Origin of the sequence: Methanobrevibacter sp. (genome assembly GCF_050872065.1) — an archaeon.
In the GTDB taxonomy this organism is placed as follows: Archaea; Methanobacteriota; Methanobacteria; order Methanobacteriales; family Methanobacteriaceae; genus Methanocatella.
The window spans coordinates 1-19,291 of sequence record NZ_JBNMGD010000002.1 but is presented as its reverse complement, the minus strand read 5'-3'; the positions used below and the strand labels follow the sequence as shown (position 1 = coordinate 19,291).

22 protein-coding genes and 1 tRNA gene are annotated in these 19,291 nt (G+C 32.3%); 20 read left to right on the top strand and 3 right to left on the bottom strand.

The genetic code is table 11. The annotated features are described in order from the left end of the window. Nucleotides 1-39: 39 nt before the first annotated feature. The 9 genes from ACR0P1_RS00515 to ACR0P1_RS00475 all read left to right on the top strand — a co-directional run bounded on the left by ACR0P1_RS00515 (nt 40) and on the right by ACR0P1_RS00475 (nt 7,985). Nucleotides 40-1,308 (top strand): TiaS agmantine-binding domain-containing protein, encoded by a 1,269-nt coding sequence (locus tag ACR0P1_RS00515; RefSeq protein ID WP_432644456.1) that lies wholly within the window; start codon nt 40-42, stop codon nt 1,306-1,308. 195 nt (nt 1,309-1,503) lie between these two features. Beyond that, nucleotides 1,504-2,400, top strand: coding sequence for a DUF3100 domain-containing protein (locus tag ACR0P1_RS00510; RefSeq protein WP_432644455.1), 897 nt, complete (start codon nt 1,504-1,506; stop codon nt 2,398-2,400). Next, a complete protein-coding gene (locus tag ACR0P1_RS00505) occupies nt 2,401-2,889 on the top strand; it encodes a hypothetical protein (protein ID WP_432644454.1) in 489 nt (162 codons plus the stop codon). Nucleotides 2,890-3,077: 188 nt separating this feature from the next. Then, on the top strand, nt 3,078-4,487 hold the full coding sequence (locus ACR0P1_RS00500; protein WP_432644453.1) for an MmgE/PrpD family protein: 1,410 nt from the start codon (nt 3,078-3,080) through the stop codon (nt 4,485-4,487). 5 nt (nt 4,488-4,492) lie between these two features. Then, on the top strand, nt 4,493-5,395 hold the full coding sequence (locus tag ACR0P1_RS00495) for a peptidase (RefSeq protein WP_432644452.1): 903 nt from the start codon (nt 4,493-4,495) through the stop codon (nt 5,393-5,395). Between the two features lie 4 nt (nt 5,396-5,399). Then, on the top strand, nt 5,400-6,272 hold the full coding sequence (locus ACR0P1_RS00490; RefSeq protein ID WP_432644451.1) for a fumarate hydratase: 873 nt from the start codon (nt 5,400-5,402) through the stop codon (nt 6,270-6,272). A 58-nt stretch (nt 6,273-6,330) separates the two neighbouring features. Then, on the top strand, nt 6,331-7,125 hold the full coding sequence (locus ACR0P1_RS00485) for a citryl-CoA lyase (RefSeq protein ID WP_432644450.1): 795 nt from the start codon (nt 6,331-6,333) through the stop codon (nt 7,123-7,125). Between the two features lie 10 nt (nt 7,126-7,135). Next, complete coding sequence (locus ACR0P1_RS00480; RefSeq protein WP_432644449.1) at nt 7,136-7,645, top strand: nitroreductase family protein; 510 nt, start codon at nt 7,136-7,138, stop codon at nt 7,643-7,645. Between the two features lies 1 nt (nt 7,646). After that, nucleotides 7,647-7,985 carry a hypothetical protein gene (locus ACR0P1_RS00475; protein WP_432644448.1) on the top strand — a complete coding sequence of 113 codons (339 nt, stop codon included), beginning with the start codon at nt 7,647-7,649 and terminating at the stop codon, nt 7,983-7,985. On the opposite strand, the gene ACR0P1_RS00470 is transcribed toward ACR0P1_RS00475, so the two are convergent. Then, on the bottom strand, nt 7,975-8,304 hold the full coding sequence (locus ACR0P1_RS00470) for a hypothetical protein (RefSeq protein WP_432644447.1): 330 nt from the start codon (nt 8,302-8,304) through the stop codon (nt 7,975-7,977). The two genes, ACR0P1_RS00475 and ACR0P1_RS00470, sit on opposite strands and share 11 nt — an antisense overlap. Nucleotides 8,305-8,365: 61 nt before the next feature. Between ACR0P1_RS00470 and ACR0P1_RS00465 the strand changes: the two genes are divergently transcribed. The 11 genes from ACR0P1_RS00465 to ACR0P1_RS00415 all read left to right on the top strand — a co-directional run bounded on the left by ACR0P1_RS00465 (nt 8,366) and on the right by ACR0P1_RS00415 (nt 18,008). Then, nucleotides 8,366-8,716 carry a hypothetical protein gene (locus tag ACR0P1_RS00465; protein ID WP_432644446.1) on the top strand — a complete coding sequence of 117 codons (351 nt, stop codon included), beginning with the start codon at nt 8,366-8,368 and terminating at the stop codon, nt 8,714-8,716. A 163-nt stretch (nt 8,717-8,879) separates the two neighbouring features. Beyond that, nucleotides 8,880-9,194, top strand: a complete 315-nt coding sequence (locus tag ACR0P1_RS00460; protein WP_432644445.1) for a V-type ATP synthase subunit H — start codon at nt 8,880-8,882, stop codon at nt 9,192-9,194. Nucleotides 9,195-9,205: 11 nt separating this feature from the next. After that, nucleotides 9,206-11,206, top strand: a complete 2,001-nt coding sequence (locus ACR0P1_RS00455) for a V-type ATP synthase subunit I (RefSeq protein WP_432644444.1) — start codon at nt 9,206-9,208, stop codon at nt 11,204-11,206. Nucleotides 11,207-11,273: 67 nt separating this feature from the next. Further along, nucleotides 11,274-11,759: a V-type ATP synthase subunit K gene (locus ACR0P1_RS00450; protein WP_432644443.1), complete on the top strand. Its 486-nt coding sequence runs from the start codon at nt 11,274-11,276 to the stop codon at nt 11,757-11,759. Nucleotides 11,760-11,772: 13 nt separating this feature from the next. Then, nucleotides 11,773-12,384, top strand: a complete 612-nt coding sequence (locus ACR0P1_RS00445; RefSeq protein ID WP_432644442.1) for a V-type ATP synthase subunit E — start codon at nt 11,773-11,775, stop codon at nt 12,382-12,384. A 16-nt stretch (nt 12,385-12,400) separates the two neighbouring features. Beyond that, nucleotides 12,401-13,555, top strand: coding sequence for a V-type ATP synthase subunit C (locus ACR0P1_RS00440; RefSeq protein ID WP_432644441.1), 1,155 nt, complete (start codon nt 12,401-12,403; stop codon nt 13,553-13,555). Next, nucleotides 13,552-13,869 carry a V-type ATP synthase subunit F gene (locus ACR0P1_RS00435; protein ID WP_432644440.1) on the top strand — a complete coding sequence of 106 codons (318 nt, stop codon included), beginning with the start codon at nt 13,552-13,554 and terminating at the stop codon, nt 13,867-13,869. The genes ACR0P1_RS00440 and ACR0P1_RS00435 overlap by 4 nt, the downstream gene beginning before the upstream one ends. Continuing rightward, nucleotides 13,866-15,608 (top strand): ATP synthase subunit A, encoded by a 1,743-nt coding sequence (locus tag ACR0P1_RS00430; protein ID WP_432644439.1) that lies wholly within the window; start codon nt 13,866-13,868, stop codon nt 15,606-15,608. Before ACR0P1_RS00435 ends, ACR0P1_RS00430 begins: the two co-directional genes overlap by 4 nt. Before the next feature lie 2 nt (nt 15,609-15,610). Continuing rightward, nucleotides 15,611-17,002: a V-type ATP synthase subunit B gene (locus tag ACR0P1_RS00425; RefSeq protein ID WP_432644438.1), complete on the top strand. Its 1,392-nt coding sequence runs from the start codon at nt 15,611-15,613 to the stop codon at nt 17,000-17,002. A 27-nt stretch (nt 17,003-17,029) separates the two neighbouring features. Next, nucleotides 17,030-17,713, top strand: a complete 684-nt coding sequence (locus ACR0P1_RS00420; RefSeq protein ID WP_432644437.1) for a V-type ATP synthase subunit D — start codon at nt 17,030-17,032, stop codon at nt 17,711-17,713. Between the two features lie 145 nt (nt 17,714-17,858). Next, nucleotides 17,859-18,008: a hypothetical protein gene (locus ACR0P1_RS00415; RefSeq protein ID WP_432644436.1), complete on the top strand. Its 150-nt coding sequence runs from the start codon at nt 17,859-17,861 to the stop codon at nt 18,006-18,008. On the opposite strand, the gene ACR0P1_RS00410 is transcribed toward ACR0P1_RS00415, so the two are convergent. Both ACR0P1_RS00410 and ACR0P1_RS00405 read right to left on the bottom strand, forming a co-directional pair. Further along, nucleotides 17,980-19,164 carry an ATP-grasp domain-containing protein gene (locus ACR0P1_RS00410; protein WP_432644435.1) on the bottom strand — a complete coding sequence of 395 codons (1,185 nt, stop codon included), beginning with the start codon at nt 19,162-19,164 and terminating at the stop codon, nt 17,980-17,982. The genes ACR0P1_RS00415 and ACR0P1_RS00410 overlap by 29 nt on opposite strands. Before the next feature lie 36 nt (nt 19,165-19,200). Then, nucleotides 19,201-19,272: transfer RNA gene (locus ACR0P1_RS00405), tRNA-Gln, on the bottom strand. Nucleotides 19,273-19,291 lie beyond the last annotated feature (19 nt).

The window sequence follows — 19,291 nt, the reverse complement described above, 5'->3', positions numbered from 1 at the left end:
TATATATTGTTTTAACTCTAATATATTTGTATATTTAAGGTGATTATAATTAATATTTTACATATTGGAATAGATGATACGGACTCTCCTGATGGGATGTGTACTACATACTTAGCAAGTCAAATTATTAATAAATTTGAAGAAAATGGAATTGAACTGGTTGATTATCCACGTTTAATAAGGTTAAATCCTTTTGCTCGTTTTAAAACTCGTGGAAATGGTGGAGTTAGTTTAAGGATTCCAAATGATAATAATGTTGATTTAGCTAAAAAAATTGTGTTAGATGAAGTTGAAAAATTGTCCATGTTTGATTGTGATAATACAAATCCAGGGGTAATTTTCTATGATGGGGAAATTACAAAGGAAATGGAGGATTATGCATTTAAGGCAATTTATGAATTCATTACAATTGAAGAAGCTGAGGAGTTTGGTCGTTCTATTGGATGTGAAATTCATAAATTCAAAAAAGGAAGGGGAATTATTGGATCCATTGCAGCTATTAGTTTGCCTCTGGAAGATTATACTTTTGAATTATTGGCTTATCGTGCATCTGAGAATTATGGAACCAAAAGACAAATTGATTATGAATCTGTTTATGAAATGGATAATGAAACATTTCCAGATACTTTTGAAAATATTGACTATTCAGAGAACTATATTGCAATTGAACCTAAAACACCTTGTCCGGTATTGTATGGTATTAGATCAAATACTGTTGAATCACTTATGAAGGCAAAAAAGATAGTTAAGGTTTCAGAACATATTGTGGATTGGTGTATTTTCAAAACAAATCAACATACTGATATGCATATTCAAAAAGTCAATGATATTTCATCTATGAAACAATTTGGATGTTATGAATTCATTGGGGAAGTTAAAAACAAACCAACAATAATTGATGGGGGACATATGTTCTTTTATCTCTTCGATGAGACGGGTGAGATTGAATGTGGTGCTTATGAACCTACTAAAAATTTTAGAAAGGTAGTTTCTGATTTACGCCCTGGTGATGTTATAAAAGTTTATGGTGGAATTGGAAAACAGAATACATTTAATATTGAGAAGTTTCAAGTTATCAAATTAAATGATATTGAATATAGAAATCCAATTTGTGAATGTGGTAAAAGAATGACTTCTGCTGGTAAAAATAAGGGATTTAAATGTAAAAAATGTGGTAATAAAATCCAGTCAAATGAAAAAGTTCCTATTAGTGTAACTCGTTTTTTAAAAAATTCTCAATTTTATGAAACACCAGTTTCAGCAAGGAGACATCTTTCAAAACCACTTTGTAGGATGAATTATAACTAAATAAGAGATATGGTTTGTTGTAATCTTTATTAAAGGATTATACTATTTTTTACTAAGTTCACTTTTAGTGAAATAATTAAGTATTTTTCATTATTTTTATTCTATTTTTTAGAACTTTTAAAAAATATTTCCTATTAATTTATATATGATAATTTTAAGAGTATAATTTAGTTTGGAATTATACTTTTTTAGGGGTTGACGATAATATCAAAGGAAAATAGTGACACGGAAGATATTAAACATATTTATCGTGATAAAACTGATAGACGTATTTTAAAGAAGAATCCATGGAAGGATTATGGATTGCACATCAGTGTGTTATTTTTAGTTGTTATTGCTGAATTTATTGGACCAATGAAGATTCATATAACTGAGGGTGTCTCAGTTTCAATAATGCCTTTGTTATATACAATGATTTTAGGTTTGATCTTTTATTTAGCAAAGCCTATTTTTTGGATTAAAAGGAAACAATCTAGAGTTGCTGAAGGGGCAATGATGCTATTCATTGGAGTTTTAATTGCAAAATTAGCGGTTTCCAGTGGTCAATCTATCCATTTGATTTTTGAAATGGGGCCTGCTTTAATGTTACAAGAATTAGGGCATTTAGCTACAATTTTAGTTGCACTTCCTATTGCATTATTACTTGGATTTAAAAGGGAATCTATTGGTATGACTTCATCTATTGGTCGTGAACCGGAAGTTGCAGTTATTGTTGATAAATATGGATTTAATTCACCGGAATCAAGAGGTATTTTTGCACTCTTTATTGTTGGAACAATTATTGGAACAGTATTCATTAGTTTCTTAACTAGTATCTGTGTTTCAATTCTACCGTTACATCCATATGCATTTGCGATGGCTTGTGGTGTAGGTAGTGCAAGTATGAATGCTGCTTCATTAGCTCCGACTATTGCAGCATTCCCACAATTAGCAACACAAATTGAAGCATTTGCAGGATTTAGTAATTTGCTTTCCTTCTCTGTAGGTATTTATATTGTAATGTTTGTTGCTATTCCGTTAACAGAAAAATTATATGATATTTTAGAACCTAAGATTGGAAGAAACCGTAATGTAGAAGAGGGAGATGACTAGATGGTTGACATTATTGATGAATCAGAGAATGTGTCCGTTCATGGTATTTTGAACTGGATTTTACTTTTGACTATATTTTCAATTATCACTGTTATTGGGAATTATATTGGATATCATCATCCTATTGGTGATTCATTAATTGGTATGTTTATATTATCAGTAATTACTCTCATTGGTGTTTGGATGGAGAGATATTTGCCGTTAGATATTTCCTCAATTATTTATATTAGTATAATAGGTATTGTTCTCGCATTCCCAGGAATGCCTACATCTGAAATTCTACTTTATTATGTTTCTAAAGTTGAATTAATATCAATCGTTACTGTATTTTTAGCATATGTGGGTATTGGTATGGGTAAAAGCTGGGATGAATTTAAAGCATTGGGTCCAAGAGCGGTTATTATTACAATTCTTGTTATTGCATCTACCTATTTAGGTTCAGCATTTGTAGCACAGATTATATTAATGTTAACAGGTGTCCAGATTTAAACTCTTTTTTTTATTTTAATTATATTACTTGCTTTTTGCAAATCTCCCATTTGGTTTAAGATAATACTCCATTATTTAAAGATATTTTGCTGTCATGGAAGTTATATGTGTAAGTTATTTTTTCATGTTAAAATCATAACTCATCTATTTTAATACTACTTTTTACATATATTTATGATAGGTGTTTTATGTTTTTACGAAATATTTCTAAATTTATATCAAATTATCGCTATGAACAAGCAACTGTGGAGTCATTAACTACAGTAAAAGCTGCTTTTTTAGATTTTTTTGGAGTAACCTATAGAGGAATGGGTGAAGAAGCACCAATCATTGCTTTAAATACTATTGAAGAGATATTTCAAGCAAAATTTGATTCAAATTTAACTGCATCTATCATTGGTAAAGAATTTAAAACAGATGTTTTAAGTGCTGCTTTTGTAAATGGTGTTGCTGCACATGTATTGGAGCTGGATGATGGTCATAGGGGTGCTCAAATTCATTTAGGTGCAGTAATATTTCCAACGGCTCTTGCAATTTCGGAAGCTTATGATTTGACTGGTAAGGAATTTTTGGAAGCAGTTATTGTAGGTTATGAAGTTGGAATTTTACTTGGTCAGCTTGTAAATCCTAAACATAGAAATAATGGATTTCACACAACAGGAACAATCGGAACATTTATTTCTGGAGTGGTTGCTTCTAAACTGTTAAAACTGGATGAAGATCAAATTCTAAATGCATTAGGCCTATGTGGAACTCAAGCAGCAGGTCTTTTAGAATCTGATCATGGTGGATCTATGGGTAAGGTTCTTCATGTTGGTAAAGCAGCATATAATGGTATTTTATCAGCATATCTTGCAAGGAATGGTTTTACTGGTAGTGGAACTATTTTTGAAGGGGATGAAGGTTTTTTAAAAACAATGGTTTTAAATGGTGATGATTTGGATATGGATGAATTTTCATTTGAAGATGCATTAAAAGACATTGGGAAAGTAAGGGTTAGGGATATTTACTTTAAAAAATATCCATTCTGTAGGCATTTACATTCATCAATAGATACTGCGTTGAAGCTTAAGGCAAGTATTGGGGATGAATATAATCATATTCAGAATGTTGCAGTCAAGACATATGAAATTGCAGCTGAACACAATAATTACTGCCCTAAAAATATTGAGGAGTTAAAACAAAGTCTCCCATATGCAATTGCGATTTCTCTTGTTGTCGGTGAGGTTAGTGTTGATAAGATTAATCAATTAATAGAATTTGGACTTTTAGAAAATTATTCTACTGTTGATGATGTAAATGCTATTAAGAACATAGTAAACGGAATGATTATTTTATCTGACGATAAATTAAATGAGTTATATCCTGCTAAACGACCTTCAAATGTTATTATTAAGTTAGATGATGTTTTCAGAAATGGAATTTTTCAAAATATCACATTCCTTCCAAAAGGGGATTTTGAAAATCCTTTACAGTTAAGGGAACTAATTGACAAATTCAAAGGGTTAAATCCACATTATGATGTTAAAAAATTAACTGTTATTGATTCTATTGAAGATTATAATATGAAATATGTTGTTCGTAAATTGAATGGGTAGGTAATATGGAAAATACTAAAGAATTCCTTAAAAAAATTGGTATAAATGAAGTTTTTGATGATTTTAAATCTGATAAGCGTTTTGATGATGGTGGACAATATCGCTTTGAAGTTCCAGGAATCCAATCTCCAAAGACAATGAAAGCCCTTTTAGCGGAATCCGTTAAACAGAACATTTTTATCCATAGAATAACTCAAACAAAAGGAATAATGATGTTGGCTGATGAAGAGATTAAGGAAATGGTTGATTTGGCTATTAACTATGGATGTGAATTGTTTTTGGCAGTAGGTCCAAGAGCAACATATGATACTTCTGCAACGGTTCACACTAAAGAGGGAAGCAGAATTGGGTATCGTCTTAGAGGTTATGATAATTTAGTCTATGCAGTTGAAGATGTGAAAAGAGCTTGTAGATTAGGTGTTCGTGGAATATTATTATATGATGAAGGATTGTTGTGGGTATTAAATCAGATGAGAAGAGATGGTGAAATACCAGAAAATGTTCATTTTAAATTATCAGCTCATGCAGGTCATTCTAATCCTGCTTCTGCGAAATTACTCGAATCTCAAGGACTTAATTCATTTAATCCTGTAAGAGATTTACAAATTCCAATGATTGCAGCTATTAGAGATTCATGTGATATGGCAATTGATTTACATACTGAAAATCCTAAATCTACTGGTGGGTTTATTAGACATTATGAAGTTCCAAAATTTATTAAGGTTGCATCTCCGGTTTATTTAAAAACTGGTGGTTCAGTTGCTGCAAATCATAATTGGGATACAACAGAAAAAGAAGCAATAGCACGCATCAAACAAGTTGCACTTGTAAAAAGAATAATTAATGAATATTGTCTAGATGCAGTTGTATCTCCTGTGAAATCTGATGACTTATCCACTCCAGAGTGATTATATGGGTATTTTAGAAGATATTTCAAAAACAATAGTTGATGCTTCAACTACTCTTTCTCAGGATAAATTTCATGCATTAAAAAGAGCTATTCATATGGAAGATAATGAAAATGCTAAATGGACATTAAAGCAAATCTTAAAAAACTATGAAGTAGCTCAAGATATTAAATTCCCCTTATGTGATGATACAGGCATTCCCCATGTGATTATTGAGATTGGTGAAGACAGAGAAATTTCAGGAAAATTAATAAATCTGATTCATGAAGGAATAGAATTGGGCTTAAATAATCTTCCAGCAAGGCCAATGGCAGTTATTGGAGATGAAGTTCAAAGAATTGAGCAAAGTGAAGGTTTATTTGAGAGGCCAGGAATGCTTCGCCCAGCATCTATATTAATAGATAATGTAAATGATGAGTCAACATATAAAAGGGATATCTCTTCTGATACATTGAATATTCATTTCTTACTTGAAGGGGGAGGTCCGGAAATCAGAGCAAAAACACTTAGTGTTTATCATAAGAGATCTTTTGATAATGTAATAAACACTGCATGTGAATGGCTTGAAGAATCCCTAAAAATGTTAGGTTGCACTCCTTCAATTCCATCAATTGGTATAGGTAGAACACATTATGAAGCAACTTCTCTTCTGTTAAAGTCAATTGCTTATGGAAATTTAGATAATCAAAATGAGCATGAACAAAAGATAACTCAAAGATTGAATAAAACAGGTATTGGACCTATGGGATTCGGTGGAAAAACTACAGTTTTAGGTACTTACTTGAATATTGGAAATCAAAGAGCAAGTGGTGTTAGAATAGTTTCAATAAGACCCTCTTGTTTTGTTGAGCCAAGAGTAGCAACATTAAAATTGTAAATATTTATATATAATTTAAGATTACTTTTAATATAATTGATAAAATAGGTAACGTAAAATGCAAGAAAATAATTTTAAGATTGATAGGCATTCTTTGAAAACAGCGATTTCACGTGTTGAAACAGATAAAATCGTAACAAGAGGTTATAATCAAAAGGATTTAATTGAAAAAATAAGATATAGTGATATGATTTTCTTACTTTTAAAAGGACAGTTACCCTCTATTATGGAAGGAAAAATTTTTAATCATGTTCTTGTTTCATTTTGTGATCATGGTGTAACTCCTCCAAGTACTCAAACAGCACGTATTGTTACTTCTTCAGGCTCACCAGTTAATTCAGCAGTGGCTGGAGCATTATTATCATTTGGACATAAGCATGCAGGAGCTATTGAAAAAACAATGGAATTATATCAATCAAAAATAAGTTCTTTATATTTGACTGATGATGCTGAAATTGACAATAAGCAAATTGCTAGTTTAGCTATTGAAATTTATCAAGAATATATTCTTAAAGATAAAAAGGTACCAGGTTTTGGCCATAGGTATCATAATGTTGATCCAAGAGCGGATAAACTAATGGAAATAGTTATTAAAGAAGGTTTTATTGGACCTCATATAAAATTAGCATTAGCTCTTGAGGATTTAATATATCAGAAAAAACATATTAGACTTAATGTAGATGGTGCAAATGCTGCTATTTTATCAGATTTGGGATTCACTCCAGACTTAGGATTAGGTGTGTTTATAATTGGTAGAATTCCAGGTATTATTGCACATATTCACGAAGAAAAAATGGATGAAGATGAATTTAGAAGATTTTGCGATCTTGATGATGTAATATATCAACAATGAGGAAGATAACATGGAATTCATAGATGTAATTAATGAAAGATATAGTGTAAGAGGATATTTAGATAAAGAAGTAGAGCAAGAAAAACTTGAATATGTTTTAAAAGCAGCAACTATAGCTCCAACAGGAGTTAATAATCAACCGTTTAAAGTTTATGTAATTAATGCTAAAAAATATAAAGATGAATTATCTAAAATTTACAGTGCAGAATGGTTTGTAGAGGCACCATATGTATTGGCTGTTGTTGCATTAAGAAATGAATCATGGGTAAGGCCATGGGATTCTAAAAATATTTCAGATATTGATGCTACTATTGTAATGGATCATATTATTCTTGCAGCTACTGATGTAGGACTTGGAACTTGTTATATTGGTGCATTTAAGAAATACAGAGCACATCAATTTTTAGAATTAGATGAAAATGAAGAAGTAGTGTTATTTACTCCTCTTGGTTATGCTAATGCTGAACCTCGTGAAACTCCAAGAAAAGAGTTAGATGAATTTGTAGTGTATAAAGATTAAAATGAAATTGTTTATATTGCCTGCAGATGATTCAAAGGATATGGAAAAAATCTCTCAAGAATTGTCCTTGAAAAAATTTAAAGTTGCTCAAAATGGCAGTAATTTTATTTTAATGCACAAAAGAAGATATGGTAATGTTTTGATTCATGCAATTTGCTTAATAATTGCTCTTTTTTATATTTCGCCAATTTTAATAATAAATGTTGCATATTTCACTTATTCATATCTATGGGCTTCCCCAAATGTATTAATTACTACTGAAAGGGTAGATGATGAAGGCAATCCATTGGAATTTAGTAATGAAGAGGAAATATTAAAAAAAGCTAATGCTATTCTATAATTTCATCTACAGTATATTCCTCTATTTTTCTTATAACTAAAGGTTCTTTAGAATTAACATATTCAGATTCTTCACCTAATTTTGCATCGATAAATACTGTATCAACGCTTGGTTCAGTAAATAGTGTCATAATGTCGGATATAAAAATATCATAGTCTTTTTGAACTTGTTTATCCTCAAAACTTAATTGTGGAACTTCTGATGTCCATAAATCGCTTCCAGGTGAGAATCTTTTATCTACTATTTTTCCGTTTTTTATTTCACTGTCCAATGTTAGTGAAAAATTATTGTTTAAGATTATCCAAACTGCTCGTTCCATATGTTAATATTATATGACATGATATAAATATTATGAAAGTAAAATAAGAATTAGTGTTATTATGGCAAATATTAAAATGTTTAAACTACTTGGAGTATTAGTGGCTTTATTGTTAATCATATGGGGAATTTTACCATTCTTGAGACATCAACCAATAACAAATGATGTTATCGCTACTGCAATTATATTGATTATGATTGCTGTTGCCTACATGATTATCATGTTTAACCCTGGTTGGACAAAAGCAGTTTTCTTTTTTGAAGGTATTATTATTGCTGTTGCAGGATACATGTTGCTTGGATTCCCATATAACTTAGAGTTTGTTATAGTGGGCGTAATTATAATTATAATTGCTATTCTTGCTTATTTGCAAAAACTACCTCCTAAAATGTTAAGATGGTTTTATAGATAAATAATTTATCTTTTATTCTTTTTTTATCACTTTTTTACACATGAGATTTTTACTTTGAATATTTTTTTTTAATTATTTCCAATTCTAATTATTTTTTTTAATTTTAGATAGTAAAAGATATATATATTACACAACAAAAATAATTACACCATGGTGATTAATTATGGCAGAGATATCAGACGCAATCGCAATGATAAAAAAAGCAGAATCTGATGCTGAACAACTTATTGCGGATTCAAAAGACCAATCAAAAGATATGGTCGCTGATGCTAAATTAAAAGCTGAAGAATCCATTTTAGAAGTTAAAATTGCAGCAGAAGAGGAAGCTCAAAAAACTGTTTTTGATGCAGAAGATAAAGCTAAAAAAGAAGCACAGTCTATTGCTGAACAGTCCAAAGCTGAAGTTAAAGTTTTAAAAGAAAAAGCTATGGGCAATGTTGATGAGGCTGCTTCTATTATTGTCAAAAATATATTGTAGTGTGAGTTTATATGTTCAAGACAGCTAGAATGCGTAAAATTAGAATTGTTACACTTGATAAGTATGTAGCACCTACAGTGGACACTCTCCACGAATCAGGGCTTATACAAGTCAGTGATATTTCTGAAAGCATTCAGCAAGATCCTGAATTAGCAGAATTAGTAACTCCTTCAAAAGCTACACCATATACAGGTAAATTATCTTCACTTCTTATGAAAACAAATGGTATATCTGAACTATTAGGAAATTCTATATCAGAAGGCCATGGGTTAAAGGACACTTTAATGTCTTTGATTAGTCCTGATATGCCGGTTCAAAAAGAAGTAGAAAGATTAGATACTCCAGCTTTCATTGAAAAAGCTGAAGAAACTTTAGCTAAGGTGGAAAGTAAAACAAGCGTTATTGAAGGCAAACTTGCTGCACTCGACTCAGAAACAAGTGAACTACAGTCTAATAAAAGTTTAGCTAAACGTTTATCTAATTTTGACATGGATTTAGCGCTTTTAAAAGATTCAAAGTACACTTCTACTACTGTTGGAAGGATTAATGCTGAATCTACTTCAGAAATCAAAAATGAATTAAGTAACTTGACTGATGAATTAGAATTATTTACTGTTTCTATGGATGGAGATGATGGTGAAATCATCGCTGTAGTGACATTAAAAGAATTTAGTGATGATGTTTATTCAACACTTCGTAAATTCGACTTTGAGAAAATTGAAATAGGTAATGTTGAAGGTACTCCTCAGCATATCATTTCAAGTGCTGATGCTCGTTTATTAACTATTGAATCAGAACGTGCTGCTGTTAAAACTGAATTAAGAGCAGTTGCTGAGCAATGGGATGATGAAATTTTAGCTCTCAAAGAGCAATTAGAAAATGAAAAAGATAAGAACGAAATTCTCTCTTCTTTTGTTCAAACTAAAGATGCTTATGTTCTTGAAGCATGGGTGCCTGTAAAAGACACTGAAAAAGTTGAACAATTAGTTGAAGAAAGTTCTGAGGGACACTGTGCCTTTGAAACTATTGAAGTTGAAGGTACTGATGATGAAAATGTTCCTGTTTTACAACAAAATGGATGGTATTCAAAACCTTTCGAATTCCTCGTAGATATGTACTCTCCAGTACGTTACAATGAAATCGATCCAACACTCTTTGTTGCAATTACATTCCCATTATTCTTCGGTTTCTGTTTAACCGATGCAGTTTATGGATTAGTTGTATCTTTAATCGGTGTTGTATTACTTAAAGGTTTAGGTAAAACAAAAGACTCTATGCGTTCATTTGGTTGGATCTTGATATGGTCTGGTCTGTGGGCGATTGTTTTAGGTTTGATAACTAATGGTTTCATTGGGGATTTCCCAGAAAGAATTTTAGGATTCCGTTTACCAACCGTATTTGCTCCTGTTGAAGCATTCAAACACCCTGATACTATTTTAATAATAGCTATTGGACTTGGTCTTCTTTACACCAACATTGGTTTCATTATTGGTGCTATCGACAACTTAAGATACGGTAAAGTGAAAGAAGCTATCGGATCTCAAATTTGTTGGTTTGTTTTCGAAGCTGGTATTGTTCTCCTTGCTTTAGGTTTCATGATGCCTGCAGTAGGCATGATTGGTATGGTCTTAGGAGGAATTTTAATCATTGCAACTATTGGAATGTTAATATGGGCTAATGGTGCATATGGTGTAATGGATATCTTCGGTTACATGGGTGATGTTTTATCCTACGCACGTCTTTTAGCATTATGTTTAGCTACTGGTGGTATTGCTATGACAGTAAACATCTTAGCAGTAATGTTAAATAACATGGTCCCAGTTGTAGGTATTGTAGTTGCGATATTGGTCTTTATATTCGGACATATTGCAAACTTCGCTTTCCAAGTATTAGGTGCATTTATTAACGCTTTACGTCTTAACTATGTAGAGTTCTTTTCACAATTCTTCATGAGTGGTAAAGGAAAATTCGAAGCTTTCAAAGCAAATAGGATATTTACAAAACTTAAATAAATTAAAAATTTTTCATTTATATTAAATTAAATTATAAAATCAATATTATTTCAAAGGTGAATTAAATATGGTAGAAATTGCTTTAGGTACTGCTTTAGCAGCTATTGGTGCTGGAGTAGCAATTGGATTTGCCGGTTTAGGTTCCGGTTTAGGGCAAGGTATGGCAGCTGCTGGTTCTGTAGGAGCAGTAGCAGAAGACAATGACATGTTTGCAAGAGGTATTATTTTCTCTGCATTACCAGAAACTCAGGCTATTTACGGTTTCTTGGTTGCAATCTTATTATTAGTATTTTCAGGATTATTAGGTGGAGGCCAAGGATTACCTACTGAAGCTGGTATTGTATCTATCGGTGTAGGTGCAGCTATTGGTTTTGCTGGTTTAGGTTCCGGTATGGGACAAGGTATGGCAGCAGCATCCTCCGTTGGTGCTATTGTAGAAGACAATGATATGTTTGCTCGTGGTATTATTTTCTCTGCATTACCAGAGACACAAGCTATTTACGGTTTCTTGATTGCTATTTTACTTATGGTATTCGGTGGAATCTTAGGTTAAGGGGGCATTTTATATGAGCTCAGGCACAGATAAAATTGTTTCAAGCATTATGTCTGAAGCCCAAGAGAACGCTGATGTAATCATTCAAGAGGTTACTGCAGAAGTTTCAGCTATTAAAGCAAAAGCTGATAAAACTGCTGAAGTTGAAAAAACAAGAATCTTAGAAAATGGTAAAAAACAATCTGATATGAGATATCAGCAAATTATCTCTGAAGCTAAGATGAATGCTCGTAGAGCAAAATTAGGCGCTAAAGAAGAAGTAATTGAAGCAGCTTTCAGTCAAGCTGTCGGTGAATTAAAAGAAAAAGCTTCCTCAAAAAGTGCAGATTATGAAGATTCATTAGTTAAAATGATTAAAGAAGCTGCTGATGAAATCGGTACTGATGATTTAATTATTCAATTAAATGAAGCTGACACAAATCAATTTAAAAGTGAATTATCTTCAGGTAATACTTTCGAAATTGAAGGAATCAAATTCGAATTAGGTGAACCTATCAATGTTATTGGTGGAGCAATCTTAAAAACCAGTAATGGAGATATTGAAGTAAATAACACTATTGAAGCAAGATTAGAAAGATTTAAAAGTATCTTACGTAGTGAAGTTGCTAATGTATTATTTAAATAAATTAGGAGGATAAATTATGGCAGATCAAATTGCTACTTTAATAAGTTCTGCAGGACTTACACATGAAACATTTTTAGCATTATGTGTAATTGCATTACTTGTTGTTGGTGCAGTAGTAGTAATCATTACATCTAGACCAATTCTGGACATTTATCCTTATCTTAATCCAAGTGCAAGAGTAAGAGCTAGAAAAGGAAGATTATTTGATGAAAAGCAACTTTCTGAAATTGTTGAATCTAACAATGTTGAAGAAGTTGAAAACTATCTCAGAGGTGTTCCTGAATATGCTGATGTTCTAGATGAATATCCACTTGATAAAGCATTAGATGTTGAACGTGCTAATACTTACGAATTTATTGCAAGATTAGCTCCTAAAGATATCAAAGATTCTTTTGCAGTAATGTCTAAAAAAGCAGACATTGACAATATCAAAAGTATTTTAACTGCAAAAGAAGTTGGATATGATGCTGATGAAACCAAAGAATTATTAATTCCTTGTGGTGCTTTATACAATGACTTAGTATCTTTAGCTGATGCTGATAATGTAACTGATGTCATTACAAGTTTGGATAATACTGAATATGCAACAGTTTTAGAAGATGCTCTTCCACAATATGAAAACACTAACATGATTCTTCCATTAGAATCTGCTTTAGACAAATATTACTTGGGCAAATTATTACGTTCTACTGATGTTCCTTCCGATGAAAACAAACAAATTTTATACTCATATGTTGGAACTAAAGTGGATGTAGCTAATCTTAAACTAATTATAAGGGCTAAAGAAGATGGTCTTGATTATGATGCAATCTCTCCTTATATATTAGATGAAGGATACCAATTACGTGAATGGAAACTTAAAGATTTAATGGAATCTCCTGATGTTACAAATGTAGTATCTGGGTTAGAAGGTACTAAATATTCTAGTGCATTAACAGATGTAATGCCAATTTACAATGAAACTGGTTCAGTTGCAGTATTTGAGAAAGCATTAGATGTTTACGCTTCCGAATATTCAAAATCTTTATCAGTTAAAAAACCATTAGGTATTGGTCCAATTATTGGTTATTTAAGTCAAAAAGAAAGTGAAATTAAAAATTTAAAAATTATTGCAAGAGCAAAAAGAGAAGCAGACTTCCCTAATGATAAAATCATGGAGATGTTAATATGAGTTCAGTAGCAGTTATTGGTGATATTGACACTGTTTCTGGTTTTAGACTTGGTGGTGTCAAACAATCAGTTGTTGTAAAAACTTCTGAAGAGGCTATTGCAGCTTTTGATAAATTTTTAGAAGACGAAATTTCAATTATTATCATTACTCAATTAATGGCGAATGAAATAAGAGAACATATTAATAGGAAAATTGGTTCAAGTGTTTTACCAATGATAATTGAAATACCTGATAAAGATGGGTCCTCTGAGGGATCATCTGATCAAATGAATGACCTTATTAAAAGAGTTATCGGGGTAGAGATGGTTAAATGATTATTGAAGGAAATATTATTAAGATTGCTGGGCCTGTTATTGTAGCAGATGGTATGAGAGGGGCTCAGATGCTTGAGATGGTTAGGGTCGGTAACGAAAAGCTTATTGGAGAGATTATTGAGCTTGAAGGTGACACCGCAACTATCCAAGTATATGAAGAAACAGCAGGTATCCAACCTGGTGAAGTAGTTGAATGTACTGGTGGAGCATTATCCGTAGAACTCGGTCCTGGTGTAATGAGTTCCATTTTTGATGGTATTCAAAGACCTTTAAGAATCATCAGAGATGCTTCTGGTGATTTCATTGCTAGAGGTATTGATGTAGATTCCATTGACAAAGAGAAAAAATGGGAATTCAAACCTGTTGCTAAAGTTGGAGATGTTTTAAAAGCTGGAGATGTACTTGGTGAAGTACAAGAAACCTCTGCAGTATTACACAAAATTATGGTTCCTCCTGCACTTGAAGGTGAAGTTACTGAAATTGCAGCTGAAGGAGAATACACTATTTTAGAAGATATTGCTGAAGTTGGTGGACAAAAAGTACAAATGCTCCAAAAATGGCCTGTTAAAAAAAGCCGTCCTTATGTAAGGAAATTAGATCCAGATGTACCTTTAGTAACTGGTCAAAGAGCACAGGATACTTTCTTCTCTGTAGCTAAAGGTGGGGCAGCAGCTATTCCTGGTCCTTTCGGATCCGGTAAAACTGTTACACAACAACAATTAGCTAAATGGGCAGATGCAGATATCGTTGTATACATTGGATGTGGAGAACGTGGTAACGAAATGACTGAAGTACTTACTGAATTCCCATTCCTTGACGACCCTAAAACTGGTAACCCATTAATGGACAGAACTGTTCTTATTGCAAACACTTCTAACATGCCGGTAGCAGCTCGTGAAGCATGTGTATACACTGGTATTACTATTGCTGAATACTACCGTGACCAAGGTTACGATGTAGCACTTATGGCTGATTCAACCTCTAGATGGGCTGAAGCTATGAGGGAGATTTCTGGAAGATTAGAAGAAATGCCTGGGGAAGAAGGTTACCCTGCATACTTAGCATCCAGATTAGCTCAATTCTACGAAAGAGCAGGAAGAGTAGAAACTATTGGTTCAGAACCTCATGTAGCATCTATTTCTGTAGTTGGTGCAGTATCTCCTCCTGGTGGGGACTTATCCGAACCTGTTACTCAAAACACCTTACGTATCTGTAAAGTGTTCTGGGCATTAGACGCATCTCTTGCGGATAAACGTCACTTCCCTTCAATTGACTGGTTACAAAGTTATTCTTTATATGTAGACAGTATTGAAGGTTGGTGGGCTGAAAATGTAGCTGCAGATTGGAGAGCAACTCGTGACCAAGCTATGGGTTTATTACAAAAAGAATCCGAGTTACAAGAAATTGTACAATTAGTTGGTCCTGATGCTTTACCTGAAGCTGACCAAGCTACTTTAGAAACTACTCGTATGTTAAGAGAAGATTTCTTACAACAAAATGCATTTGATGATGTAGACACTTACTGTGCTCCTTCCAAACAATATCAAATGTTAAAAACCATTCTCTTATTCTACAAAGAATCTCTTGCAGCTGTTAACAGAGGAGCTCCAATTGCAACTATTGCAGCTTTACCTGTTAAAGAAGAAATTGGTAAAATGAAATACATACCACAAGATGAATTTGATGCAAAAATTGCAGATATTCAAGCTGCAGTTGTAAAACAATGCAGTGAGGCTTAAACATGAATACAAATATTAAAACTAGAGAATATACTACTGTATCCGAAGTCTCAGGTCCTTTAATGGTTGTTGAAGGAGTAGAAGGCGTTGGTTACAATGAAATTGTAGATATTGAAACACCTACTGGTGAAAAAAGAAGTGGACAAGTTCTTGAAGTAACTAAAGACGTTGCAGTTATTCAAGTATTCGAAGGAACCACAGACTTAAACACTAAAGATACTAAAACCAGATTCACTGGTCAAACCGCAAAAATCGGTGTATCCAGAGATATGATGGGACGTATCTTTAACGGTATTGGTAAACCTATTGACGGCGGACCAGAAATTATCCCTGATGAAGAATTAGATATTAACGGGGCACCTATGAACCCTGCTTCTCGTGAATTCCCTGAAGAATTTATTCAAACTGGTATCTCTACCATTGACGGAATGAACACATTAGTAAGAGGACAAAAACTTCCTATTTTCTCAGGATCTGGTTTACCTCACAACGATTTAGCTGTACAAATTGCTAGACAAGCTAAAGTATTAGGAGCAGATGATGAATTTGCAGTAATCTTTGCAGCTATGGGTATTACTAACGAAGAAGCAAACTTCTTTATGAGAGATTTCGAACGTACTGGAGCTTTAGAAAAATTAACAGTATTCATGAACTTAGCAGACGACCCAGCTATTGAAAGAATTTTAACTCCTAAAATGGCTTTAACTACTGCTGAATACTATGCATTTACCTTAGGTATGCAAGTATTAGTTATCTTAACTGATATGACTAACTACTGTGAAGCTTTAAGGGAAATTTCTGCAGCAAGAGAAGAAGTACCTGGAAGAAGAGGTTACCCTGGTTACATGTACACTGACCTCGCAGGTATCTATGAAAGAGCAGGACGTATTGATGGTAAAGAAGGTTCAATTACTCAAATGCCTATCTTAGTTATGCCTCAAGACGATATTACTCATCCAATTCCTGATTTAACCGGTTATATTACTGAAGGACAAATTGTATTAAGTAGGGAACTCTCAAGGAAAGGTATTTACCCTCCTGTAGATGTACTTCCTTCACTTTCTCGTTTGATGAGTGGTGGTATTGGTGGAGAAAAAACTAGGGATGACCACAGTGGTGTATCTGACCAACTCTATTCTGCATATGCAGAAGGTCGTGAATTAAGAGATTTAGTTGCGGTTGTAGGGGAAGAAGCACTTACTGAAAGAGATCAAAAATTCTTAGAATTTGCTCAAGCATTTGAAGACCAATTCATTACCCAAAGTAAAGATGAAGATAGATCTATCTTTGAATCTTTAGATCTTGGTTGGAGTTTACTTAAAATCTTACCTAAATCCGAACTCAAAAGGGTTAAAGAAGAATTTATTGAACAATACCTTCCTAAAGATGAATAATCTCATTACAGTAATGTAGGTGATTAAATGGCACAAGATATTATAGATGGAATTAATCCAACTCGTATGGAATTATTATCCCTTAAAAACAGGACTAAACTTGCTGTTAAAGGGCATGGTTTACTCAAGGAAAAAAGGGATGCTTTAATTAAAGAGTTTTTTGATATCTTGGATCGTGTCAAAGGTATTCGTGAAAACGCAGAAAGAAGTCTTAAAGAAGCAAATGATGCTTTAGTTGAAGCTCAAATTGCTATGGGTGATTTAGCTGTTAGAAAAGCTGCATTATCTGTTAAAGAATCTATTGATGTGGAAATTACATCAAGAAGTGTTATGGGTGTTTCTGTACCTGTAACCAATGTTAAAATGGAAGAAAGATCCATTATTGACAGAGGGTATGGATTTTCTGATACTACTATCCAATTAGACGAAGCTGCTAAGAAATTCGAGGAATCATTAAAGTTTTTAATTGAACTTGGTGAAGTGGAAAAAACTATTTTCTTACTTGCTGAGGAAATCGAAGCTACCAAACGTAGGGTAAATGCTTTAGAACATATTATGATTCCTAGATTCCAAAATACTGAAAAGTATATTGATATGAGACTCCAAGAAATGGAAAGGGAAAACTTCGTAAGATTGAAAATGATTAGATCTACTATTGAGAAAAATGAAAAAGCTGCTGCTGAAGCAGCTGTTGCAGAAAATGCAAAATAATTTTCTCATTCTTTTCATTTTCTTCTATTTTTATTATTTTTTTAATTAAAGTTTAGAATATTGTTTATTTTTAAAATAAGTTATTGTAATTTAGTTACTATAAATAATTTTTTTTACTAGAAATTTTTTAAAAAACGGTGTAAACATGAAAAGAAATCCAATCGACCAATTTATGAAAGATCCAGACAATAAAGCAAAGGTATTTGTTTGGATGACACGTGCGATGATTATAACTACTTTTATGATTACAATTGGGCTTATATTATTTATTTTATATCTAGTTGGTGTATTTTAGCTTTCCTATTTATTATTTCACTAGCTAATTCTACTTTTTCAAATAATTTTTTATAATCCTCATCACTATCGATTATGGTGAGTAAAGGTTCTGATTTTTCAGTTATTGATCCAATGTGAGGCAGGTCATAAATGTTGTCTAAATCTATTTTTTCATATTGCATCCTTGTTGGTGAGTAGATAATTTTTTTATAGGTATAACATTTTGGTTTTGGAATATCAATGATTTCACCTTGGCATGATTTAATGTGGGCATCAAGCATATTTATTCCAAGAGTTTTTTCTACACATTCAAAAGTACCTTGGAGTCTTGGGTTAATTTCAATAACATATAATCCATTTTCATTAAGGATATAATCAACACCGTTTGAACCAAGGAGATTGAACTTAACTGCTAAATTCTCTGAAGTTTCATTCATATTTTTAACTATATTATCTATTCCTTTGATATCTGACATTATTGACTTATCTGTTAATGGTAAGATATTTCCAACATATATGAAATTGTCTTTTTTTCCAAAATCATTCATAGTAAGTAATCTTGAGTTTATTATTGTTTTTGCAGCATTTCCTGTGGATAATAATGATGAACTCACATTAATCCCAGTAACATATTCTTGCATCATGAACTCTCCCCTATTAAATTGCAAATCACTTGCATTATCTAATAGAGTTATGTTATATCCTCCACTTCCTTTAACAGGTTTTAAAATAAATTGATTATTAGGATAATTTTTATTAATTTCAATAGCTTCATCTATATCAGATAATCTAAAAGTCATAGGAGTTAAGAATTCATTTTTTATTTTTTTAAAGAATTTAAATTTGTCTTCAATATCTGAAACATCTGTGGTTCCTAAGATTTTCTTTTGATATTTTTTAGGAAAATCATTTGGTGATACACCAGAAATAGGAATGATATAATCAACTTCATCAATATAATCTTTTGAGAATTCTAAAATATTCATTTCATTGAATTGATCTTCAAAAACACCACAACTCTCTCCAGACTGTTCATTTAAAATAATCTTTTGATTTTTAATGGTTGGAGTATCTGATGTTGAAAAATAACTAGTGGAAAATAGTTCAAAATTAAGTTGGAGTGCACTATTAATCATACTTCTTGTATCAATTCCAATAAGTAATAATTTTTCCATAAAATATCAAGTAAAAAAAAGTTTTTTTAAGAGTAATAGTCCCGAGCGGAGTCGAACCGCCGTCTCCGGGTCCAAAGCCTAGAAGGATTACCACTACCCTACGGGACTATATTGTAGTATATACAAC